General features: G+C 64.2%; 22 protein-coding genes. 20 read left to right on the forward strand and 2 right to left on the reverse strand.

The window, feature by feature from the left end; all coding sequences use genetic code 11:
* The first annotated feature begins 6 nt into the window (after positions 1 to 6).
* From lnt to JXA24_05140, 14 genes are all read left to right on the forward strand, one after another.
* Positions 7 to 1,608 carry an apolipoprotein N-acyltransferase gene (gene lnt, locus JXA24_05075; GenBank protein MBN1283130.1) on the forward strand — a complete coding sequence of 534 codons (1,602 nt, stop codon included), beginning with the start codon at positions 7 to 9 and terminating at the stop codon, positions 1,606 to 1,608.
* Between the two features lie 100 nt (positions 1,609 to 1,708).
* Positions 1,709 to 2,746: a peptide chain release factor 2 gene (gene prfB, locus JXA24_05080; GenBank protein ID MBN1283131.1), complete on the forward strand. Its 1,038-nt coding sequence runs from the start codon at positions 1,709 to 1,711 to the stop codon at positions 2,744 to 2,746.
* Positions 2,747 to 2,780: 34 nt separating this feature from the next.
* Positions 2,781 to 3,758, forward strand: a complete 978-nt coding sequence (locus tag JXA24_05085) for a hypothetical protein (GenBank protein MBN1283132.1) — start codon at positions 2,781 to 2,783, stop codon at positions 3,756 to 3,758.
* Positions 3,759 to 3,855: 97 nt separating this feature from the next.
* Positions 3,856 to 5,361 carry a lysine--tRNA ligase gene (gene lysS / locus JXA24_05090; GenBank protein MBN1283133.1) on the forward strand — a complete coding sequence of 502 codons (1,506 nt, stop codon included), beginning with the start codon at positions 3,856 to 3,858 and terminating at the stop codon, positions 5,359 to 5,361.
* Positions 5,362 to 5,450: 89 nt separating this feature from the next.
* Complete coding sequence (locus JXA24_05095) at positions 5,451 to 6,704, forward strand: ABC transporter permease (GenBank protein ID MBN1283134.1); 1,254 nt, start codon at positions 5,451 to 5,453, stop codon at positions 6,702 to 6,704.
* 7 nt (positions 6,705 to 6,711) lie between these two features.
* Positions 6,712 to 7,950, forward strand: a complete 1,239-nt coding sequence (locus JXA24_05100; protein ID MBN1283135.1) for an ABC transporter permease — start codon at positions 6,712 to 6,714, stop codon at positions 7,948 to 7,950.
* A 6-nt stretch (positions 7,951 to 7,956) separates the two neighbouring features.
* Positions 7,957 to 8,655: an ABC transporter ATP-binding protein gene (locus tag JXA24_05105; protein MBN1283136.1), complete on the forward strand. Its 699-nt coding sequence runs from the start codon at positions 7,957 to 7,959 to the stop codon at positions 8,653 to 8,655.
* Between the two features lie 17 nt (positions 8,656 to 8,672).
* The gene (gene bamA / locus JXA24_05110; protein ID MBN1283137.1) at positions 8,673 to 10,973 is read left to right on the forward strand and encodes an outer membrane protein assembly factor BamA; all 2,301 of its coding nucleotides are present in this window, start codon (positions 8,673 to 8,675) and stop codon (positions 10,971 to 10,973) included.
* A 126-nt stretch (positions 10,974 to 11,099) separates the two neighbouring features.
* The gene (locus JXA24_05115; GenBank protein MBN1283138.1) at positions 11,100 to 11,633 is read left to right on the forward strand and encodes an OmpH family outer membrane protein; all 534 of its coding nucleotides are present in this window, start codon (positions 11,100 to 11,102) and stop codon (positions 11,631 to 11,633) included.
* A gap of 8 nt (positions 11,634 to 11,641) precedes the next feature.
* The gene (locus JXA24_05120; GenBank protein ID MBN1283139.1) at positions 11,642 to 12,214 is read left to right on the forward strand and encodes an OmpH family outer membrane protein; all 573 of its coding nucleotides are present in this window, start codon (positions 11,642 to 11,644) and stop codon (positions 12,212 to 12,214) included.
* Between the two features lies 1 nt (position 12,215).
* Positions 12,216 to 12,854 (forward strand): FHA domain-containing protein, encoded by a 639-nt coding sequence (locus JXA24_05125; GenBank protein MBN1283140.1) that lies wholly within the window; start codon positions 12,216 to 12,218, stop codon positions 12,852 to 12,854.
* Between the two features lie 7 nt (positions 12,855 to 12,861).
* Positions 12,862 to 13,740, forward strand: coding sequence for a YicC family protein (locus JXA24_05130; protein ID MBN1283141.1), 879 nt, complete (start codon positions 12,862 to 12,864; stop codon positions 13,738 to 13,740).
* A gap of 3 nt (positions 13,741 to 13,743) precedes the next feature.
* Complete coding sequence (gmk, locus tag JXA24_05135; protein MBN1283142.1) at positions 13,744 to 14,316, forward strand: guanylate kinase; 573 nt, start codon at positions 13,744 to 13,746, stop codon at positions 14,314 to 14,316.
* Complete coding sequence (locus tag JXA24_05140; protein ID MBN1283143.1) at positions 14,313 to 16,469, forward strand: bifunctional (p)ppGpp synthetase/guanosine-3',5'-bis(diphosphate) 3'-pyrophosphohydrolase; 2,157 nt, start codon at positions 14,313 to 14,315, stop codon at positions 16,467 to 16,469. The genes gmk and JXA24_05140 overlap by 4 nt, the downstream gene beginning before the upstream one ends.
* A gap of 4 nt (positions 16,470 to 16,473) precedes the next feature.
* Here JXA24_05140 and JXA24_05145 read toward each other — a convergent pair whose 3' ends face one another.
* Positions 16,474 to 16,662, reverse strand: a complete 189-nt coding sequence (locus JXA24_05145) for a 50S ribosomal protein L28 (GenBank protein MBN1283144.1) — start codon at positions 16,660 to 16,662, stop codon at positions 16,474 to 16,476.
* A 109-nt stretch (positions 16,663 to 16,771) separates the two neighbouring features.
* Between JXA24_05145 and JXA24_05150 the strand changes: the two genes are divergently transcribed.
* The 6 genes from JXA24_05150 (at position 16,772) to rsmI (ending at position 22,108) form a co-directional block, all read left to right on the forward strand.
* Positions 16,772 to 17,104: a YraN family protein gene (locus JXA24_05150; GenBank protein MBN1283145.1), complete on the forward strand. Its 333-nt coding sequence runs from the start codon at positions 16,772 to 16,774 to the stop codon at positions 17,102 to 17,104.
* 13 nt (positions 17,105 to 17,117) lie between these two features.
* Positions 17,118 to 18,884 carry a long-chain fatty acid--CoA ligase gene (locus tag JXA24_05155; GenBank protein ID MBN1283146.1) on the forward strand — a complete coding sequence of 589 codons (1,767 nt, stop codon included), beginning with the start codon at positions 17,118 to 17,120 and terminating at the stop codon, positions 18,882 to 18,884.
* A 94-nt stretch (positions 18,885 to 18,978) separates the two neighbouring features.
* Entirely contained in the window at positions 18,979 to 19,371 is a 393-nt protein-coding gene (locus tag JXA24_05160; protein MBN1283147.1) for a DUF4870 domain-containing protein, read from the forward strand.
* Between the two features lie 12 nt (positions 19,372 to 19,383).
* Positions 19,384 to 19,776: a DUF2752 domain-containing protein gene (locus JXA24_05165; protein MBN1283148.1), complete on the forward strand. Its 393-nt coding sequence runs from the start codon at positions 19,384 to 19,386 to the stop codon at positions 19,774 to 19,776.
* A 15-nt stretch (positions 19,777 to 19,791) separates the two neighbouring features.
* Complete coding sequence (locus tag JXA24_05170; GenBank protein MBN1283149.1) at positions 19,792 to 21,426, forward strand: NAD+ synthase; 1,635 nt, start codon at positions 19,792 to 19,794, stop codon at positions 21,424 to 21,426.
* A 1-nt stretch (position 21,427) separates the two neighbouring features.
* Positions 21,428 to 22,108 (forward strand): 16S rRNA (cytidine(1402)-2'-O)-methyltransferase, encoded by a 681-nt coding sequence (gene rsmI / locus JXA24_05175; protein MBN1283150.1) that lies wholly within the window; start codon positions 21,428 to 21,430, stop codon positions 22,106 to 22,108.
* Between the two features lie 4 nt (positions 22,109 to 22,112).
* On the opposite strand, the gene murB is transcribed toward rsmI, so the two are convergent.
* Positions 22,113 to 23,003, reverse strand: coding sequence for a UDP-N-acetylmuramate dehydrogenase (murB, locus tag JXA24_05180; protein ID MBN1283151.1), 891 nt, complete (start codon positions 23,001 to 23,003; stop codon positions 22,113 to 22,115).
* Between the last annotated feature and the right edge of the window lie 188 nt (positions 23,004 to 23,191).

Here is a 23,191-nt window from a genome sequence, read left to right on the forward strand (position 1 = left end):
AACGCCATGAATCGCGACAACATGAGGAGAAACGCATACCAGGCAGTCTGCGCCGCCCTCTCCGGAGCGCTCGTGGCGCTCTGCTTTCCGACCGTGTTCTTCGGCAGGCATTTGCCGGAGATGGGCTGGCTCGCCTGGATCGCCCTGGTGCCGCTTGTCATCGTGGTGCTCGATGCGAGCCCACGAAGGGCCTTCGCACTCGCCTTCATCTCGGGGCTGGTCGCGTACGGCGGCTCTCTCTACTGGATATACCGGGCGCTGCACCACTACGGCAAGCTTCCGCCGCTGGCCAGCTCGCTCGTGCTCGCGCTCATGATACTCATACTCGCGGCCTACATCGCCCTGGCGCCGGCGATTGCGCGCTTCATACAGACGAGGTGGCGCGGCGAGATGATCGCCCTTTTGCCCGCGTGCTGGGCATCGGTCGAGTTGGCGCGCAATTACGGGCCCGCCGGTGGTTTCCCTTGGGCGAACATCGCCATGTCGCAGTGGCGCGCGCTTTCGATGATCCAGATCGCGGACCTCGTCGGCATATACGGACTCATCTTCCTGATCGTCTGGGTCAACGTCTGCCTCGCCGAGATAGTCTCCGCGCTGGCAGGCAGGAGGCCCGCGCAGCTCGCTCTCAAGACAGGGGTCACGATTGCGCTGCTGGTCGCGACATTTGCTTACGGCCGCGTGCGCCTGGGCGAGATCAGCACGAACCTCGCGCCTGCCGGCACGATGACCGTGGGCATCGTCCAGGGCAACATCGCGCAGGAGGACAAGTGGCGCGAGGACAGGGCGATTGAAAACCTCAAGATCCTCAGGCGGGGCACCAGGGCCCTCAGGGACGCCTCGGTCGATCTCGTGCTCTGGCCCGAGGCCAGCTTCCCATGGCCGATCGACACCCGGACCGCCGAGATAGAGCCGATTGCTCTGGGATTCGATGCAGAGGAACTCGGCCCTGTGCCCAGGCTCGGCATGGGCGCCATATCGGAGAAGCCGGACGGGGGTTATTACAACAGCTTCGTCCTCTTCGACGCAAAGGGGAACCTGACCGGCCGCTATCACAAGGTGCACCTGGTGCCGTTCGGGGAGTACGTGCCCTACGGCAGGCTGCTCTTCTTCGCCAGAAAGCTGACCGAGCCGGCCGGAAACTTCTCCCCCGGCGAGGGTTACGAGCCGATACTGATAGGCGACACGATGGCCGGTCCGCTGGTGTGCTACGAGGACATCTTCCCCGAGATATCGCGCTCGCTGGTCAGAAACGGTGCGGAGTACCTCGTGAACGTGACAAACGACGCCTGGTACGGGGTCTCCTCCGCGCCGTTCCAGCACCTGGCCCTGGCGGTCTTCCGCTCGGTGGAGAACCGCAGGTACATGGTCAGGGCGACAAACACCGGGGTCTCGGCGGTGATATCGCCCTCGGGCAGGGTAGAGACCGAATCGGGAATCTTCCACGACGCTCTGATCGTCGCCCCGATAGGGCTGCGAAGGGGGCTTGCGCCCTATTCGAGGATGGGGGACTGGTTCGCATATGCGTGCGCCGCCTATGCCGCGATTGGATTGATAATTGCAGTGGCGATCGGGATCAGGAAACGCAGAGGGCGGAGCACGGCAAACTGACAACAGACCACTGACCACAGATCACAGGAGAAATAGATGAGCAAGGAACTGAGGGAGAAACTGGACGCGCTGAACAAGAGGCTGATCGAGATCAGGGGGCATCTTTGACCTGCCTGCGAAGAGGAAGAGGGTCGAGGAGATAGACTCCCTTTCTCACCAGCCCGGGTTCTGGGACGACGCCAAGGGGGCCGGGGTCCTCACCAAGGAGAGGGACGCCCTGGCCTCGACGCTCTCGACCTTTGACGGGCTCGCCCGGTCCATCGCGGACGCGGAGGCGGTCGTCGATCTCGCGAGGGGGGGCGGGGCGGGGGAGCTCGTGGGGGAGGCTCACTCGGAGCTGGCCCGGGTGGAGAAGGTGCTCGACGACCTGGAGTTCAGGCGCATGCTCTCCGGCGCCAGCGACCGCAACAACGCCATCATGTTCATCAACGCGGGGGCGGGCGGCACGGAGGCGTGCGACTGGGCGGAGATGCTCCTGCGCATGTACCGCCGCTGGTGCGACGCGCACGGGTACGCCAACGAGGTGGTGGACTTCACCGCAGGGGACGGGGCCGGGTTTCGGAGCGTCACCATGACGGTCCAGGGCGACTACGCGTACGGGTATCTCAAGGCCGAGAACGGGGTCCACAGGCTGGTGAGGATCTCGCCGTTCGACGCGAACAAGCGGCGCCACACCTCATTCACCTCGGTCTTCGTACTGCCCGAGGTGGCGGACGACATCGAGGTGGAGATACGCGACGAGGACCTTCGCATAGACACCTTCCGCTCGGGGGGGGCCGGGGGCCAGCACGTCAACAAGACCGACTCCGCGGTCCGCATAACTCACGAGCCCAGCGGCATCGTCGTCGCCTGCCAGAGCGAGCGGAGCCAGCACCAGAATAAGGCCAACGCGCTCAAGGTGCTCAGGGCCAAGCTCTACGAGATCGAGGTCGAGAAGCGCCAGGCGGAGGAGGACAAGCTCACCAGGGACAAGAAGAAGATAGAATGGGGAAGCCAGATCCGCTCCTACGTCATGCAGCCCTACCGGATGGTGAAGGACCACCGCACCGACGTCGAGACCGGAAACGTCGACGCGGTGATGGACGGGGAGCTGGACGGGTTCATAAGGTCGTATTTGCTCCGGAGCGCCAATGCATAGGGGGCGGTCCTTGAACCGAGATCGGAGGAGATCGATGAGAATTTTCGCGATGGCGTCCACGGCGCTTGTGCTGCTCTCCTCGACATGCATGGCTCAGAGTTACGAGCAGCGCATGCGAGACCACAGGCTGCCGGACAGGGAGCCGAGTTCGGCCTCCCTTCAGATGTTCCGCTTCGGCGGGAAGACCGTGGGCGAGCCGGTCTATGTGACCGAGGCGCCGAAATTCGAGGAGTACACGGTCAGCGCGGCCCCGTTCATCGAGATGGAGGACGGCGGCAACGTGAAGGTCACGCTCAAGCGCGGGGCGAGGGCTCCGGTGTTCCTCGACTCGGTGGAGCTCGTGTCGGGGAAGAGGAGGTACAAGCCCGTCAAGGCGACCGCCGACGGCAAGGACGTGACGAAGAAGCTCTCCATGAAGGACGAGGACTGCGCCTGCTTCGACGAACTCGTCCTTGAATTCCCCCCCATCGGCGGGGAGGATGTGCGCAACGTGACGCTCGCCTTCACCGCGTCGGCGGGCAGGGTGCAGAAGACCATACCGCTGCCTACCCAGAAGGAGGAGGCGACGATCGTCCAGAGCTCGAACTACTTCAACTACCTGCCCGGATCGGAGAATGGCGCAATAGAGCTCGACGGAGAGCACACCCCGAGGGATGAGCTCGGAAAGCCGAATTACAGGGAGAAGGCGGTCCCGGCGATCGGCGAGAAGACGCAGCCCATCCTCATGTGGGTGCGCGACGACGGCGCAAATCTCTCGGTCGCGCTCGACGTGGCTGCCGACAACACCCCCGACGGGGCGGACGACAAGGCGGTGCTCTACGTCCGGGGAAACGACGGGCTCAAGAGCTTCACAGCCGGGGCCGGCGGCGGGAAGTTCGGCCGCATGGGTTCGCAGTACACCGACGCATCCTCCGCGGAGCACCGCGTCTACGAGTTCGTGGTCCCGTTATCCGAGCTCCCTCAGCTCGACGAAAAGGGCAAGTGGGGAATCGCCTTCGCGGTTACCATGTAGTGGGCGACGCTTATCCCTTGACTTCCTTGGTCGAGCTTATATAACTCCCCGAAATTTCATACATTTCGCCATAATCTGAACTTCCGGTGGGGGGGAGATGTCCGAGGACACAAATCAATATATAGAGCTGAGGCGAGGGAAGGCGGCAAAACTCCGCGAGATGGGGGTGAGCCCGTATCCCAACGGCATCGAGCCCTCGCACACCGCGGTCCAGATCCACGCGAAGTTCGACGATCAGGACGCCGCTGCCCTCGAGAAGATCGATGAAACATTCTCGCTCGCCGGCCGGATAATGGCGATCCGGGCCTTTGGAAAGGCCGCCTTTCTCAAACTCAGGGACCGCACGGGCGACCTGCAGATATTCGTTCAAAAACAAGCTATTAACGATCAACTCTTCGAGCTTTACAAGATGTTCGACGTGGGCGATTTCGCCTGGTTCCACGGCAGGCTCTTCCGCACCAAGACAGGCGAGCTCACCCTGGCTGCCGGCGATCTCAAGTTTGTCACGAAGTCCATACAGCCGCTGCCCGAGAAATGGCACGGGCTGACCGACATCGAGGCGCGCTACCGGCAGCGCTACATCGACCTCATCGTGAACGAAGGCGTCAAGCGGGCGTTCGTGGTCCGCTCGCAGGTGGTGCAGGCGATCCGGGAGTTCATGGTCTCCAGGGGGTTCCTCGAGGTCGAGACGCCGATGATGCATCCGATCCCCGGGGGCGCGGCGGCCAGGCCCTTCGTCACGCACCACAACAAGCTCGACCAGGACCTCTTCCTCCGCATCGCGCCGGAGCTCTATCTCAAGAGGCTCGTCGTCGGCGGCATGGAGCGGGTCTTCGAGATAAACAGAAACTTCAGAAACGAGGGGATATCGATCCAGCACAACCCCGAGTTCACCATGCTGGAGTTCTACCAGAGCTACGCCACCTACGAGGACCTCATGAGGCTGACCGAGGAGATGCTCTCCGAGGTCTGCGGCAAGGTGCTCGGGGCCGACGAGGCGATCTACCAGGGTGAGAGGATAAGCTTCAAGGCGCCGTTCGCCCGCCACACCCTCAAGGAGTCCCTCGTCGAGATCGGCGGGGTGGACCCCGCCATACTCACCTCGCGCGAGAAGGCGCTCAAGTACGCGCGCTCCCTCGGCGACGAGCTCAAGTCGAAGGACGAGGGTCTCGGCGCGATCCTCACCGAGATCTTCGAGCTCACCGTGGAGAAGAGGCTCGTCCGGCCGACCTTCATCACCCAGTACCCGACCGAGGTCTCGCCGCTCTCTCGCCGGAACGACGCGGACCCGGAGGTGGCGGACCGATTCGAGCTCTTCGTGTACGGCCGCGAGATCGCGAACGCCTTCTCCGAGCTCAACGACCCCGCCGACCAGGCGGGCCGTTTCAGGGCGCAGGTCGAGGCGCTCGGCCGCGGCGACGAGGAGGCCATGCACTTCGACGAGGACTACATCACCGCTCTCGAGTACGGCATGCCGCCCACGGCGGGCGAGGGCATAGGCATCGACAGGCTGGTGATGCTGCTCACCGATTCACCATCGATCCGAGACGTCATACTGTTTCCGCTCCTCAGGAGAAAGAAGGAGGGCGAAGAGAAGGTTTAGTTCAGGTTGAGGCTGAGGCTGAGGCTGAGAAATGCCTTGGCCTCAACCTCAACCTCAACCTTAACCTTAACCTCAGTCTTCCGGTCTCTATGAACTTCCCTCTCAATTCATGGATCGCCGCGCGCTACCTGCGTTCCCGGAGCGCGGGCCGCTTTGCGCCCATGCTCACCGCCACCGCTGTCGCGGGGATAGCGGCCGGCACCATGGCGCTGGTCGTCGTCATGTCGGTGATGCTGGGGTTCAGGGACGAGCTGGCCCAAAGGCTCGCCGGGTTCAGCGCCCACATCACGCTCATCAGGGCTGCCGGTTCAGAGGAGCTGCGCGAGAGGGACCTGGATGCGATCCTCGAGGGCGTGCGGGTCGTCGACGCCGTGCCGTACGTGCAGGGCGAGGTCATCGCGACCGCCGAGGGGGGCGGCGAGCCGGCGGTGCTCGGCGCCCGCGTGCGCGGCGTGGACATGGAGCGCATGGGCGCCATGTCGGGAATCGATATCTACCGCGCGGGCGACGGTCCCGGGCTCCCCGACACGTCGTGGAGGGACGAAGACTCCCTGCCCGAGGCGACGGTGGGCAGCGAGGCGGCTGCCCAGCTCATGGTGCATCCCGATTTTGCCGACTCGCTGAGGCTCACCGCCCCCCTTGCGGAGGTGGGGCCCGCGGGCGACCTCGTCCCGAACTCGAGGAGCTACAGGGTGGCGGGCATCTTCCGCTCCGGCATCTACGAGTACGACGGCAAGTATGTCCTCGTGGGGCTCGAGGAGGCGCAGAGGCTCCTCGGGCAGCAGGCGGAGGAGGGCTGGCAGATAAGGCTCGCCGACCCGACCGACACGCCGGAGGCGCTGGCCGCCGCCAGGGCGAGGCTCCCGGAGGGATGGCGGGCGGAGGGGTTCGACGAGCACAACCGCAAGCTGTTCGCCGCCCTGAAGCTCGAGCGGGCGGCCATGGGGGCGATACTGGCCATGGTGCTCGTGATCGCCTCGTGCTCGATCGCCGGGGTGGCGCTTCTCATCACCGCGGCCAAGCGCCGCGACATAGGGATAATGCAGGCCATCGGGCTTTCGCAGGGGCGGATCAGGCGGATATTCATCACGCACGCCTCGCTCATAGGCGCGGCGGGGTCGGGGATCGGATTCGTCCTCGGCACCCTCGCGGCGACGGCGGCGCAGATGTGGCCGATCCGGCTCCCGGACTCGTATTACCTCGACTACCTTCCGGTGGAGCTGAACCTGCCGCTCTCCGCGGCCTTCGCGCTGGTCGGTGTCGCGGTGGCGGCCGCGGCGTCGTTCTATCCGGTCGCGACGGCGTCCAGGGTGAGCCCGATCGAGGTCTTGAGATACGAATGAGGTGTCGATGCCGCACGTCGCTTTCATAGCGAACCGACTGAACAGCCCGGGCCGGATGCCGCGATCGATAAGGATCATGCGCGCGGTCGCCGGCGTCGGGATCGCCGTGGCGGTCGCAGCGCTCGTGATATCGGCCGCGGTGGGCTCAGGGTTCGAGCGCAGCTACAGGGAGTCGCTGCTCGACTTCAACGCGCACGTCATCGTGATGGGAGGGGGCGAGATAGCCGACGAGGGCGCGGCGATTGAGAGGCTGGATGGGCTTGCGAGGGCGGGCGGCATCCCCGCGGAGATCGAGCACCTCGCGCCTTTTCTGTACCGGGAGGCGATGCTCATAGGCCCGGGGATGATCAGGGGCGTGGTGGTCAAGGGCGTGGACCTCGCCCGGCCGGGGGCGCTCGGCGGGATGCGGGTCTTACCCCTCGGCGAGGGGGCGCAGGTCGAGGGGACGGAGAGCGGCCCCGCCGGCGACTTTCCGGTACTGCTCGGCGCAGCCATGGCCCGCCGCCTGGCGCAGGGAGGGGAGGACAGGCTCAAGCTCCTCATCCCCTCGCCCGACGGCCAGCGCTTTGTCGGGATCTCGCCGGCCGGGACCTTCGAGTCGGGCATGCACGATTACGACGCGGAGTTCATCCTCATGGACATAGGTCTCGCGCGCGGCCTCTTCGGCGCGGGCGGGCGCGCGGCGAGCGGGATAGAGCTGAGGATCGCGGCCCCGGAGGCCGCACAAGAGGTCGCGCGGGCGGTGGAGCGGGGCATGGGCCCGCCGTTTTCCGCCACGAGCTGGGACGAGCTCAACCGCGACCTGCTCTCCGCGGTGAGGCTCGAGAGGCTCGTCTCGGCGCTCATCATGGGGATCATGCTCGTAGTCGCTGCTCTCAACATCATAGCCGTGCTCGTGCTCACCACCATCCGCAGGCTGCCGGAGATCTCGATGCTCAAGGCGCTCGGCCTGACGGACCGCGAGGTCTCACGCATATTCGTTCGCAACGGTTTGTCGGTTGGGATGAAGGGGGTCGCAGCGGGGCTGGCGACCGGGATCGCGGTTTCATTTCTCGTTCAAAAACTTAGGCTTATACCGCTCGAGGCGGAGATCTACATGGTCGATTCCCTGCCGATTGACATTTCGTGGACTATATGCGGCATTGTTGCGCTCTTTTGTCTTGCGGTGATGTGGCTCGCCTCCAAATTTGCGGCGATGAGGCTTGCCGGGATCGAGACGGCCGAGGGGCTGGCCGCGGCCAGGTGAGGGGAGATGGCATTTCTCGAAGCCAGGGGGATCTGGAAGACATACACGGACATGGCCGAGCCTGTGGAGGTGCTCAGGGGGCTCGACCTCTCCGTCGAGGCGGGCGAGGCGGTGGGGATATTCGGCGCCTCGGGCAGCGGCAAGTCCACCCTCCTGCACGTCATAGGCGGGCTCGACTCTCCCACCGAGGGATCGGTGAGCGTCGCCGGTTTTCTGCTCGGCTCGCTCTCCGACGAGGAGATCGCGAGGTTCAGGAACCGCGAGGTCGGCTTCGTGTTTCAGTTCTACCACCTCCTCCCGGAGTTCTCCGCGCTCGAGAACGTCATGCTGCCCGCCCTCATCGCCGGTCACCCGAAGGGCGAGGCGAGGGGCATGGCCTCCGACGCGCTCGACGCGATGGGGCTCGCCAACAGGCAGGACCACATGCCGGCCATGCTCTCCGGCGGCGAGCAGCAGCGGGTCGCCATAGCCAGGGCCGCGGTGCTGAGGCCCAGGGTGATACTCGCGGACGAGCCGACAGGAAACCTGGACCGGCAGACCGGCGACATGGTCTGGAAATACCTCGTCGACCTCAACAGGGAGAAGGGCATCGCGATCGTCGCGGTGACGCACAACAGGGGACTCATCGACCGGTCGATGTCCGCTTACGAGCTGAGCGACGGCAGGCTCGTGAGGACCGCCGGCCAGGAGGGGCCGATCCCCTGAGAAAAAAGAATATGCGAATGCGGGGGAAATTCACGTATCGATCGGCGGCGGCGCTCATCGCGGCGTTGCTCGCGGCGGCGGCGCTGTCGGGCTCGGCCCATGCCGCGGGCCCGGTCGTGCGCGAGATAGTGTTCACCGGGGCGGTCCGCACCCCGGAGCAGACGCTGAGGTCCACGGTCAGGACCCAGGTCGGCGCTCCGCTCAGCGAGGAGCAGCTCGACAGGGACGTGCGCGACCTCTACAGGCTGGGGCAGTTCCGCCATATCAAGGTGGAGAGCTTGCCTGCGCAGGGCGGGGTGAGGCTCAACTTCGTCCTCGACGAGAGGCCGCTCATCGCGGAGATCGGATTCGCCGGCAACAAGAAGATAAAGAGCGACGACCTGAGGCCCGAGGTCACGCAGCGCACCTTCAGCCCGCTCGACGAGAAGGCGGTCGCGGAGTCGATGCAGCGCATCCGCGAGGCCTACGCGAAGAAGGGATACTACCTCGCTGAGGTCAACTACTACATCGACACCACGCCGGGCGGGGACTCGAAGCTCGTCTTCGACGTGCACGAGCACAAGGGCGTCATGGTCCGCAGGGTGCTCTTCGTCGGCAACAAGGTCTTCAAGGACAAGGAGCTGAGGAAGGTCATAAAGACGAGGCAGAAGGGCGCGTTCTCGTTCCTCACCGGCTCCGGCAAGTACGAGGAGGAGATCCTCAAGAACGACATGCTCTTCCTCACCTATTACTACCTCAACCACGGCTATCTCAGGGCGAAGATTTCCCCGCCCAGGACGACCATCTCGAAGGACAGGCGCTACATATTCGTCACCTATCAGGTGCACGAGGGCGAGCAGTACAGGATCGGCAGGATAGGCCTCTCGGGCGACATCCTCACCACCCCCCAGGAGCTGGAAGGGGCGCTCAGGACGAAGGCGGGCGAGATATACTCCCAGCGGACCCTCGACACCGACCTCATGGGGCTCACCGAGAGATACGGCGACGAGGGGTACGCGTACGCGAACATCGTGCCCCAGACCATACCCGACGACGAGAGCCTCACCGCCGACATAGACGTGAGGATCCACAAGGGCGACCGCATAACGATCGAGCGCATAAACATCGCCGGCAACAACGTGACCCGCGACAAGGTCATCCGCAGGGAACTGGCCGTGATGGAGGACGACCGGTTCAGCGAGAGGGGGCTGCGCAAGAGCAAAGAGAACCTCATGCGGCTCGGCTACTTCGAGGACGTCACCTTCGCGACGCCCAGGGGGACGCGGGACGACACGATGGTGCTCAACATCGACGTCAGGGAGCGGCCGACCGGCACGTTCAACATAGGCGCCGGCTTCTCCTCCGTCGAGAAGTTTATGATCAACGCCTCCATACAGAAGCAGAACTTCCTGGGCTACGGGATCAGCGGCCAGATATCGGCCGAGCTCTCCAAGAGGCGCCAGCTCTTCATGCTCTCGGTGAGCGACCCCTATTTCCTGGACACGAAGATGATGGCGGGGATCTCCGGCTATCGGAACGCATACAACTACAACGACTTCAGGCGCGCCGCGACCGGCGGCGACGTCTCCCTGGGCAGGCGCTTCTTCGACTACTACTCCTGGCAGCTGGGCTACACCCTCGAGCAGGTCTCGGTCGGCAACTTCAGCTACGCGGTGCCGCAGTTCTTCAGGCAGAACACGAGCGGGCTCACCTCGCAGCTGTCCCTGACGCTGGCCCGCGACACGCGCGACAACCGGATCACCCCCAACAAGGGGATGTACAACCTGCTTACCAACGAGGTCTCGGGCAACAAGCTCGGCGGCGACAACGACTACTACAGGGTCAACTTCAGGACCATGTTCTACTACCCGATCATCAAGGACAGGCTCATCTTCAAGGAGTTCTTCAGGATCGGCTACATCAGGAGCCTGAACGACCAGCCGGTGCCCCTGTTCGAGCGCTTCTTCACCGGCGGCGTCTTCTCGCTCAGGGGCTACCAGCCCGACTCGGTCGGCCCCAGCATCCGGATACCGGGCAGCGTCTCCGGCAGCGACCAGCGCTTCGTCTACGGCGGCGACAAGATACTCCTGTTCATCACCGAGTTCGAGATACCGATCTACGACAAGGCCGGCATCAGGGGGGTCGTCTTCTTCGACGCGGGCAACGCCTTCGGCGAGACGGAGAACTACGACATCAGGAACCTGCGGCTCGATTACGGCTTCGGGATCCGCTGGAATTCGCCCATGGGACCGCTCCGCTTCGAGTGGGGATTCCCCATCGCCCGCAAGGCGGGCGAGGACCCGGTCGTCTTCAACTTCACCATAGGCAACTTCTTCTAGCGGTGCCCCCTCTCGGCCGTTCGGGGCCCGATGCGCCCCCGCGGTTATTCCTCTTGCAATCGCAGGCGTTTTCGTATTATAAGCTCTCAATTTTAAAGGTTTAACAGGACAAACAGGAGGTACGACATGAAGAAGGTTGCGGTGTTGCTGGTGGCTGCCATGGTGATGAGCCTTTCGCTGGCAGCAAAGGCCCGCGCGGCCACTGACGCGTCGAGCGGCTCGATCAAGATCGGCTACGTCGACATGAACAGGGCGCTCAACGAGGTCAACGAGGGCAAGAAGGCCAAGTCCCAGCTCGAGGCGGACGGAAGGGCGAAGAAGCAGAAGCTCGAGATCATGCAGAACGAGATCAAGTCCATGAAGGAGGAGCTGGACAAGCAGCGCCTCATCCTCTCCAAGGAGGCGCTCCAGGAGAAGGAGGCCAAGTTCCAGCAGAAGTTCTTCGAGCTCCAGAAGATGAGCGTGGATTTCGAGCGCGAATTCGCGGAGAAGGAGGTCAACTTCATTAGGCCCATCTCCGAGAAGCTCGCCAAGGTCATCCAGCAGATCGGCCAGCAGGACAGCTACACGGTCATCATGCCCAGCGCCATGGCGCTCTATTCGATCCCGGGCTCCGACCTGACCGACAAGGTGATAGCGCAGTACAACAAGGGCAAGTGAAGGGCGGCGTGAGAAGAGGCAAGACATCGATCGCAGCGCTGACAATGGCCGTGCTGGCCGCAGTGGCCGGTACGGCCTTTTGCGCTCCTGCGCGCGCCTCGTCCGGTGAAAACATCGGGGCGAGGATCGGCTATGTGGACATCGGCCGCGCCCTGAACCATGTCTCCGACGGCCGGGCCGCCAAGCAGCAGCTCAAGCTCGAGTTCAGGGAGAAGCAGCAGAGGCTGGACATGCTCCAGAAGGAGCTCGCTGAGATGAAGGACGGCCTCGACCGCGACAGGATGTCGCTCTCGTCGAAGGAGCTCGAGTCCAGGGATGGCGCCTACCGCGGCAAGCTCATGGACGTGCAGCGCCGCTTCGCGGAGTTCCAGCAGAACATGGCGGAGCGAGAGGCCAGGCTCACGGGCGAGATCCTCAAGAGGATAAGGACGATCGTCGCCGACATCGGCGACAGGGAGGGATATGCCCTCATCCTGGAGAAGTCGCAGGAGCTGGTCCTCTATTCTCCTGGCGCGAGCGACATCACCGACCGGGTGATCGACGAGTACAACAGGGGGGCCAAGGGCAAGAGGGGGAGGTAGCATGGCGCTCGACCGGCGTCTGCTCGAAATGCTCGTATGCCCGCAGTGCAAGGGCGGCCTCGAGGAGGTCGACGGCGGCTCGGGCCTCTCATGCGGCCGCTGCAAGCTCAGATACCCCATTCGCAACGGGATCCCGATCATGATATCGCAGGAGGCAGGCGACCTGAGGGCCGACGCCGGCCAGGGTGTGCGTTTGGCGCGCGCGAGCTTCCGCATATCCGAGGGGAGGGACGCGGGGCTGACCTTCCAGGTCGAGGCGGGGACCTGCAGGGCGATCGGCAGGGCCCAGGTCGACCCGAACCGCACCGCGGTCTTCAACATGGACATGGCGTTCGCCCTCGACGAGGGCACCAAGGGTCTCATCCTCAAATACGTAGCGAGGCAGTTCCAGCAGATGAGGGCGCAGGAGGGGGCAGGCGAGAGGCTCGGCCTCTTCAGGCGCTCGCCCGACGTGGTGCTCACCGACGCAAGCCTCTCACGGCTGCACGCGATGATCTTCTCCGACGGGGAAAACGTGGCAATACTCGACCTGGTGAGCAAGAACGGGACCTTCGTCAACGGCCAGGAGATCGAGTCGAGGATGCTGAGCCCGGGCGACGTCGTGGAGCTCGGCGACACCACCATGGTGATGGAGAAATGAGGGGACGATGGAATCGATGACCGGATACGGGACCGCGGAGGGCAGGGTCGGCAAGGGCCGTCTCTTCGTGGAGATAAAGAGCATCAACCACCGCTTCAACGAGATCAACGTCAAGATCCCGGCCCGGATGGGGGTGCTGGAGGCGCATATCCGCAGCAGGCTCACCGCAGTTTTTCCGAGGGGGAAGGTGGACGTCTTCTTCAAGGAGAAGGAGCCCCTGTTCGGCGGCGTGGCGGTCACCATCGACGTCGACATCGCGAGGCAATACCAGCGCCTGCTCAGGAGGATGAAGCAGGAGCTCGGCATAGACAGCGACAGCAAGGGGCAGTTCCTCCAGATCGTAGGGCTCGACCGCGTGCTGAGGGTCGAGGAGGCTGAGGGCTCCTACGAGAAGCTCTGGTCACAGATTGGAAAGCTGATCGACAAGGCGGTCTCCCAGGTCAGGCAGATGCGCCGCCGAGAAGGGGCCCACATAGGCCGCGACCAGCGCAAGAGGCTGGCGAGGCTGAAGGCCCTGATAGTCGCCATAAGGAGGGAGTCGGAGCGCTCCCTCGACAGCCACCTCCACAGGCTTCGAAAGAAGGTGGCGACCGCCGCCGGGACCCAGGTGGACGAGCAGAGGCTGGCCGCCGAGGTCTCCTATCTGGGCGGCAGGCAGGACATAGCGGAGGAGCTCCTCAGGCTGGAGAGCCACATCAAGCAGTACGGCGGCGTGATGGGTGAGAGCGACCAGATCGGCCGCAAGCTCGATTTCCTGCTGCAGGAGATGCACAGGGAGATAAACACCATCGGATCCAAGGCCTCGGACGCGAAGATCTCCCAGCTCGTCGTTGACTGCAAGTCAGAGCTGGAGCGCCTGAGGGAGCAGATCCAGAACGTGCAGTGACAGATGAGAAAGGGCCACCTCTTCGTCATATCCGCCCCGTCGGGCGCCGGCAAGTCCACGGTGCTCGACTGCGTCCGCAGGCGCATCGGAAACCTTGAGTTCTCCGTCTCGTGCACCACCCGGCCGATCAGGGCCGGCGAGTCGGAAGGGGTCCACTACCGCTTCGTGGACGAGTCGGTTTTCAGGGCGATGATAGACAGGGGCGAGTTCCTCGAGTGGGCGGAGGTGCACGGCGAGCTCTACGGCACTCCGAGGCTCCCGATCGAGGGGGCGATCGCGGCGGGCAGAGACGTGCTCCTCGACATAGACGTCCAGGGGGGCATGGCGATAAAGCGGTCGTTCCCCGAGGCGGTCACGGTCTTTCTCCTCCCGCCGAGCATGGGGGAGCTGAAGAGCAGGCTGGGGGGCAGGGCCACAGACAGCCCGGAGCAGATAAGGGTGAGGCTCGCCAACGCCGAGCGCGAGATGGGCTTTGCGGAGCGCTACGACCGCAGGGTGGTCAACGACGAGGTCGAGCGGGCGTGCGGCGAGCTCTGCGCGCTGATCGAGGCATCGAGGAAGGCGAAGAGGGGATGATAAGGCTCCACGACATACTCGACATGGTCTCCGCCTACATCCCGGATGCGGATCTGGACGTGATACGCAAGGCCTACGTCTTCTCCGCCAAGGCCCACCAGGGGCAGACCAGGCGCTCGGGCGAGCCCTACCTCGTCCACCCGATGGAGGTGGCGGGCATCCTCGCCGAGATGAAGCTCGACGTCCCCTCCATCGCCACGGCGCTGCTCCACGACACGGTCGAGGACACGGTCGCCACGATCGACGAGGTCGAGGGGCTCTTCGGCGAGGAGATCAAGAACCTCGTCGACGGGGTGACCAAGCTCTCCAAGATCCAGTTCACCACCACGGAGGAGAGGCAGGCCGAGAACTTCCGCAAGATGATCATGGCGATGGCCAAGGACATCCGCGTGATCATCGTGAAGCTCGCCGACCGCGTGCACAACATGCGGACGCTGGAGCACCTCCCTGAGAACAGGCGCGAGGCGATCGCGAGGGAGACGATCGACATCTATGCGCCGATCGCCAACCGCCTCGGCATCCAGCAGATAAAGACCGAGCTCGAGGACCTGGCCCTCAAGCACCTCAAGCCCGACATCTACGGGATGATCGACGAGCAGGTGCGAAACCGCGCCCAGCAGAGGGACAAGTTCATCACCGAGGTGCGCAGGATCGTCGTCGGCAAGACGCGCGAGCACAACATCGAGTGCGAGATATACGGGAGGCTGAAGCACTACCACAGCATATGGCGCAAGATGGAGGACCAGCACATCCCGTTCGACCAGGTCCACGACGTGGTCGCGTTCCGCATCATAGTGGACACGCTCCAGCAGTGCTACGAGGCGCTGGGCGTCATACACTCCCTATGGAGGCCGGTCCCCGGCAGGTTCAAGGACTACATCGCCATGCCGAAGGGAAACGGCTACCAGTCGCTGCACACGACGGTCATCGGCCCCCACGGCGACCGCGTCGAGTTCCAGATCAGGACCAGGGAGATGCACGAGTCGGCCGAGCACGGCATCGCCGCCCACTGGAAGTACAAGGAGGGCAGGCTCATCACCGACAAGGACGAGATGAAGTTCAAGTGGATCCGAAAGCTCCTGGAGTGGCAGTCGGAGCTCTCCGACCCCAGCGAGTTCCTTGACACGGTGAGGCTCGACCTCTTCGCCGACGACGTCTACGTGTTCAGCCCGGCGGGGATGCTGCTGGAGTTCCCCAGGGGCTCGACGCCCATCGACTTCGCCTACGCGATTCACTCCGACGTGGGCAACTGCTGCATCGGCGCGAAGGTGAACGGCAAGATCGTCCCGCTGCGCTACGAGATGCACAGCGGCGACACGGTGGAGATACTCACGGGAAAGCAGAAGCAGCCGCACAAGGACTGGCTCGCCTTCGTCAAGACCTCCAGGGCCAAGGCCAAGATCCGACAGTTCATCCGCTCGGAGGACAAGGGCCGCAGCTCGCAGCTCGGCCGGGAGCTCCTCGAGAAGGAGTGCCGCAAGTACGGGCTGGGCGTCGCCCATGTGCTCAAGAGCAAGGAGCTGGACGAGTTCGCATCAAAGTCCTCCTACGACAGGGGCGAGGGGATCCTCTCCGCGATCGGCTACGGAAGGATATCCCCGGCGCAGATCATCGCGCTCTTCGTGCCGCACGACCAGCTCCACCCCGAGGACCGGCCCAGGCCGAAGGACGAGTCGGTGATCGGCAAGATCGTAAAGAAGCTCAAGCGCTCCAAGGGGATGGTGAAGGTGGGGGGCATGAGCGACATGATGGTCTCGTTCGGCAAGTGCTGCAACCCCGTGCCCGGCGACCCGATCGTGGGATACGTCACGCGGGGCCGCGGGGTCGTCGTGCACGTGAAGGACTGCGAGAGGATACTGGGCCAGGACGACGAGCGCTACATAAACGTGGAGTGGGACATGTCGAGCGCCCAGGCCAGGGCCGCCAGGGTCAAGGCGGTCTGCGCCGACAGGCCCGGGATACTCGCGAAGATGACCGAGGCGATATCGGACCAGGGGGCGAACATCGTGGGCGCGTCGATAAAGGTCGGCGACGACAAGACCGCGACGAACCTGTTCGAGATAGAGATAAAGGACGTCTCTCAGCTCAAGGCTGTGATCAAGGCGCTCGAGCGGGTGAAGGGGATGATTTCCGTGGAGCGGGTGAGGGAATAGCGGCTCAGGCCTTCAGCACGCTGCCGGAGCGTATGCAGCGGGTGCAGACCTTGGCCTTGTAGGTGCGGCCGTTGCGTTTGATCCGGATGCGCTGCAGGTTGGGCCTCGATATCTTGCGCGTCTTTATGTTCGAGTGGGACACGTTGTGGCCGAACACGGTCTTTTTCCCACAGATCTCACAGGTGGCTGGCATGTCTTACCTCCGAAGGATGCTCAAAAAGTCTCGCCCACCTAGCACGGACGGTGCTGATCTGCAAGACAAAACTATTAAAAACAACCACCTAGGCGGCGCAGGGGAGGAGATGGCCGCGGAGAAGCTCATGGAGATGGGCTTTGAGATCATAGGCAGGAACATACGGTACAAGTTCGGCGAGATAGACATCGTGGCAAAGAGGGGTAGAGAGCTCCACTTCGTCGAGGTCAAGACCCGCACGGGCAGGATGTTCGGCGACCCCGTGGAGTTTGTGACCGAGACGAAGAAAAAGAGGATCAAAAGGGCTGCCGAGATGTTCATCCTCAAAACTGGAAATAACTTTAATGATAATAATATACCTCCTTGTTTTTTCGATGTTATAGGAGTTGATCTGAGCGGCGATCACCCTTCGGTAGAGTGCATAATCGACGCCTTTGAATGAGGAAGCGACAACGATGACACCGGAAAAGCACGGCACGGCGATAGGGGCGTTCCTCGAGAGGGCCCGGGCTGCGGGGGATCGGCCATTCGCCCTTTTCAAGGCAGGGGGCAGATACAGGGAGATCTCGTGCGCCCGGATGCGGGAGCGGGTGCTTCGATGCGCCGCGGGGCTCTCCTCGAGGGGTGTGGGCAGGGCCGATCGCGTGGCAATAATGCTCACCACGCGCCTCGAATGGACCGTCGCCGACCTCGCCGTCATGGCCGCGGGCGCGATCTCGGTGCCCGTGTACTGCGCCCTGACGCCGGAGCGGATCGCCCATATACTCCGCGACTCCGCGCCGAAGGCGGCCTTTGTCGAGGATGCCCGGGTGGCCCGGCTCTTCGAGGAGGCGAGAAAGATCGGCGGCATCGGCGAGGGGATGCAGATCTTCGGCCTTGAGAGGGGCGCGGGGTCCGCATCGCTCGATGAGCTCGAGTCGATGCAAGACAGTGCCGCCTGCGAGTGCATCGAAGCGCTGGTCGAGGGGTTGAGCGGCGGCGATCCGGCGACCTACGTCTACACCAGCGGCACCACCGGCGCCCTCAAGGGCGTGGTCGTGACCCACGGCATGATCATGTCGGAGGTTCTGGCCGCGGGGCTCGCGTTCAGGTTCACCCACAGGCACGTGGGGCTCATCGCGCTGCCGCTCGCGCACGTGCTCGGCCGCATGATCCAGTTCTACCACGCGGTCCACGGCCCTGTGCTCGCATACGCCGAGAGCCTGGAGCGGCTCGCGGAGAACTATCTCGAGGTGAGGCCCCATTTCGTCTGCGGCGTGCCCAGGATGCTCGAGAAGATCCACGAGCGCGTCTGGGAACACTTGCGCAGGGCCGGCCCCCGGTCGAGGAGGATGGCGCAGTGGGCGCTCGCGGTCGGCCGCGAGCGGAGCCAGGCGGCGATGCGTTTCAGGGAGATCCCGCTCGCGCTCAGGCTCAGGCACGCGATCGCGGACCTCGTCGTCTTCCGGAGGCTCCGCTCAAGGCTGGGGGGGAGGCTCAGCGATTTCGTCTGCGGCGGGGCGCGCCTCTCCGAGGAGGTGTCGCGCTTCTTCCACGCGGCCGGGATCAGGGTGCTGGAGGGCTACGGCCTCACCGAGACCTTTGCCGCGGTCACCGCGAACACGCCCGGCGACTTCAGGCTCGGGACCGTGGGCAAGCCCCTCTCAGGGGTGGCGATCAAGCTCGCACCCGACGGCGAGATACTCCTCAAGGGGCCCATGGTCTTTCGCGAGTACCTGAACATGCCCAGGGAGACCGCCGAGGCTTTCGATGCGGAGGGATGGTTCAGGACCGGGGACTTGGGCGAATATTCCAGGGACGGGTTTTTGAGGATCACCGGCCGCAAGAAGGAGATGATCGTGACCGCGGGGGGCAAGAACATCTCGCCGCAGCTTATAGAGTCGGAGCTGGAAGGCTCGCCGCTCGTCCACAACGCCATGGCCTACGGCGACGGCCGCAGGTACGTGACCGCGCTCGTGGCCGTGAACCTCGAGGAGGCGGCTAAGGCGGCCGGGATCGAGGGGCGGGACGCTGGGATGCTCAAGGACCCCAGGGTCATCGGGCTGATCGAGGGGCACGTGCGCCGCTGCAACGAGAGGCTGGCGAAATACGAGACGGTCAAGCGCTTCGCGCTGGTGGAGGGCCCGTTCACCGTGGCCGGCGGGGAGCTCACGCCCACGTTCAAGATCCGCAGGGAGTTCGTGGCCGAGAAATATCACGACCTGCTCAACTCCCTTTACTAGGGATCAGTTCGGTGTTGCAGAGGGTCCGGCTTTAGGGCATAACTGGCAGGAACTTTTCAGGAAAAGGGGGGACACTATGATCGCAGCAGGACAGATGCCACAGACTCCGCCGCCGGGCGGACAGACGCCGCAGCAGGGCACGGGCCTCGCCCCGAACATCGCGAGCCTCCTGTGCTACATCTGCACGCCGATCACGGGCATAATCTTCCTTCTCATCGAGAAGGAGAACAGGGACGTCAAGTTCCACGCCTGGCAGTCGCTGGTCTTCGGCCTCGCGTACATCGCCCTTGTCATCGTCCTCGAGATACTAGCCGCCATCCTGGGCATGATTGCCAGCGTGCTGGGGATCATAGTCGGCTTCTTCATTCCGATAGTGATGCTCGCCGCCTTCATCATCTGGATCATCTGCCTCGTGAAGTCGTATCAGGGCGAGCGCTGGAGGATACCGGTGATAGGCGATTTCGCCGCAAAGAAGGCGGGAGAATAGCAGGGGCAAGTCGTGCGATCTGCATCGCGCTCAAAATCGGGCTGGGGCGTCCTCGCGGGCGTCCCGGCCCTTTTTGCCCTGGCCTTTGCCTGGCCGTCGCTCGGCTGGGTCTCGCGGGCGAGGCTCTGCGCCTTCAGGTCGTTTGCGGGCTTCGACTGCCCCGGGTGCGGGCTGATAAGGTCTTTCACAGCCCTCGTGCACGGCAGGGTGAGGGAGGCGATCGATTTCCATCCGATGGGGCCCGTGATCGCGCTCTGGCTCGCATACCTGTTCGCGAGGTCGCTGGCCGAGCGCGCCGGCGGAAGGACTCTGCCTCCCCTCACGGGACAGTCCTCCAGGGACATACTGCTGTGGGCGTTCGTCGCAGGGATGATGCTGCAGTGGGTCGTGAAGCTTGCGGTATAGCGACGGGGTGATCCGATGAAGATAGCGATCGCGCAGATAAACACCACCGTTGGCGACTTCGAGGGCAACGCGGCGAAGATCGCCGACGGGATGAGAAGGGCCGAGCGCGAAGGGGCGGAGCTCGTCCTCTTCCCTGAGTTGGCGATCACCGGATATCCGCCCAGGGACCTTCTCGAGAAGCCCTCGTTCATCGAGGCGAACCTCAAGGCCCTCGAAGCCCTTGCCAAGGGGAGCGCAAAGACCGCGGCGGTGGTCGGCTTCGTCTCGCCGAACGAGTCGAGCCGGGGCAGGGCGCTGTACAACAGCGCCGCCCTCCTCCACGGCGGGAGGGTAGCGTTCGTGCAGCACAAGACCCTGCTGCCGCAGTACGACGTCTTCGACGAGGGCCGCCACTTCGAGCCCGCCAGCGAGCACAGGGTGTTCGAGCTCAACGGCAGGCGGCTCGGGCTCTCGCTGTGCGAGGACCTCTGGAGCAACCACACCTTCCGCGGCCGCAGGCTCTACGCGGTCAACCCCGCGAAGATGCTCAGGGACGCGGGCGCGGAGATCGTCCTCAACATATCGGCCTCGCCGTACACCGTGGGCAAGCAGGCGCTGCGCCTCGATCTCTTCTCGGCCGAGGCGCGCTCGGTGGGGCTTCCGGTCTTCTACTGCAACCTCGTGGGCGGCAACGACGAGCTTGTGTTCGACGGCCGCAGCTTCGCGCTCGACGCCGGCGGCAGGCCAGTGAGGGAGGGACGCCCTTTCGAGGAGGATTTCTTCGTCGTGGACAGCGGCTCCATGGGAGCTCCGGTGTCGCCCGCGGCGATGCCCGAGGAGGATGAGATCTGGCGCGCCCTGGTCCTGGGGCTTGCCGACTACATGCGCAAGTGCGGGTTCGAAAGGGCGGTGATCGGGCTCTCCGGCGGCATAGACTCGGCGGTGGTCGCGGCTATCGCGTGCGACGCGATCGGCAGAGACAGGGTGCTCGGCGTCATGATGCCCTCGCCCTACACCGGGGAGCGGAGCATGCGCGACGGGGAGGCGCTCGCGCGCAACCTCGGGATATCCACCTGGCAGGTCCCCATCGGGGAGGTCTACGAGGCCTATCGCCGGGCGCTGGGCTACGCCCTCGATCCCGGGGCGCCGGTCTCGCTCGCCGAGGAGAACATCCAGGCCAGGATCAGGGGCAACATCCTCATGGCGGTCTCGAACCGCGACGGATCGCTGGTGATCTCCACGGGCAACAAGTCGGAGCTCTCCGTCGGCTACTGCACCCTCTACGGCGACATGGCCGGCGGGTTCGCGCTGATATCGGACATACCCAAGACGCTGGTCTATGCGCTCGCGCGCCGCGCCAACCGGGGCGGGGAGAGGATCCCGAAGGGGATAATCGATCGGCCGCCGTCGGCGGAGCTCAAGCCCGACCAGGCGGACACCGACACCCTGCCGGCGTACGACGTGCTGGATCCGATCATGCGGCACTACATCGAGGACCGCATGAGCATGGAGGAGATCGTGGGCAGGGGCTTCGACACAGGGACCGTGGAGCGGATCGTGAGGATGATAGACGCCAACGAGTACAAGCGCAGGCAGGCGCCGCCCGGGATCAAGATCACGATGAAGGCGTTCGGCATGGGGCGTCGCTTCCCGATCGCCAGGAAGACATGAGATGCCGGGCACCCTCTACATAGTCGCGACCCCGATCGGCAACCTCGAGGACATCACGGGCAGGGCGATCCGCACGCTCCGCGAGGTCGACCTCATCGCCTGCGAGGACACGCGCCACACCAAAAAGCTCGCCGCGAGGTTCGACATCCGCACCCCGCTCACCAGCTTCTTCAAGGGGAACGAGTCGGCCAAGGCCTCGACCATCATCGCCCGGCTCAAGGAGGGGAGAAACGTGGCGCTGGTCTCGGACGCCGGCACCCCCTGCATCTCAGACCCGGGGTTCCCTTTGCTCGCCCGGGCGGTGGAAGAGGGGATCGCGATCGTCCCGATCCCGGGCCCGTGCGCGCTCGCGGCCGCGCTCTCCGCCTCCGGGCTGCCGACCGACCGCTTCACCTTCGTGGGCTTTCTCCCGGACAAACCCGGGAAGAGGAGGAGGGCGCTCGAGGGGCTTCGCCCGCTGGGTCACACCCTGGCGCTCTACGTCTCCCCCTGGAAGGCCGCGGCCACCGTGGCTGACTGCCTCGAGGTCTTCGGGGACAGGCGGGCGTGCCTGTGCCGGGAGCTCACCAAGGTCCACGAGGAGTTCGTGAGGGGATCTCTTTCAGAGATCGCGGGCCGCATCGAAGGCAAGCCGCCCAAGGGGGAGATGACTTTGATAATTGATATGAAGGCTGAGGCTTAACCTTTTACTCAAGGTAGACCACCTCTGTAGCGAGCTCGATCCCGTGCACCCTGCCGACCTTTTCGCTCATGATCTTCGCCAGTTCCATGACCTCCGAGGCGCTCGAGGGGCCCTCGGTCACGATGATGTTCGCGTGGGTGTGCCAGGGGCGGGCGCCGCCGACCCTGAGATCCTTGCAGCCGGCCTGTTCCAGGAGCCTGCCCGCGGCCACCCGGGTGCCGTCGCCGAGCGTGGGGTTCTTGAAAAAGCTGCCGGCCGTGGCCACGGTGGCCGGGTCAGGGTGTTTCGCGCGGCGGTCGGACAGCCTCTTCTGCATGAGGGCCCTGATCTCGGCTGCATCGCCCCTGCGGAGCGCTATCGTCGCGTCGAGCACGACCTCGCCGCGCTCCCTTATGGAGCTTGAGCGATATGTGAAGGAGAGCGAGGGGCCCTCCGCCTTTCTCATGTTGCCGTTCCGGTCTAGCAGGAGGATCGAGCCTACCATCTCCCCCATGGAGCTGCCGTAGGCCCCGGCGTTGCCCGCTATCGCGCCGCCCACGGTCCCCGGGATGCCGGAGAAGTTCTCGAGCCCCGCAAGCCCCTTGCAGGCGCAGAACTCGATGAGCTCCCGCAGCGAGTACCCGCCCGAGACGGTGACTGTGCCGTCCCGGTTCAAAGCGGGCGAGGTGGAGTCCTTGAAAGATATCACTGTGCCGTTGTAGCCGTCGTCGGAGGCGAGGATGTTGGAGCCGTGGCCTATGACGTACCAGCCCATGCCCATGGATTCCGCCTTCCAGACCCCCTCCACGACCTCCCTGGCCGTGCGGGCCTCGCAGAACGCCCTCGCAGCGCCGCCGAGCCTGAAGGTGGTGTGGTCAGCGAGCCTTATGCCGCTCTGGAAGCAGGGCTGAGACATAGGCGGCTTAATAAGTTGTTTTGCCCCCCTGTTTCAATAAAAATATCAGAAATTTGAAATATCTCCTTCATATCTCCTCAGGGGATGCTTTCATCGACCCTGATAAAGTCCTTTAAGAGGTTTTGCTTTTTTGAATTCTTTTTAATATCAATGAATAAGGGGAATAACACGGAGGTCTGGATGAGATC

The organism is Pseudomonadota bacterium (assembly GCA_016927275.1).
Lineage (GTDB): Bacteria > UBA10199 > UBA10199 > 2-02-FULL-44-16 > JAAZCA01 > JAFGMW01.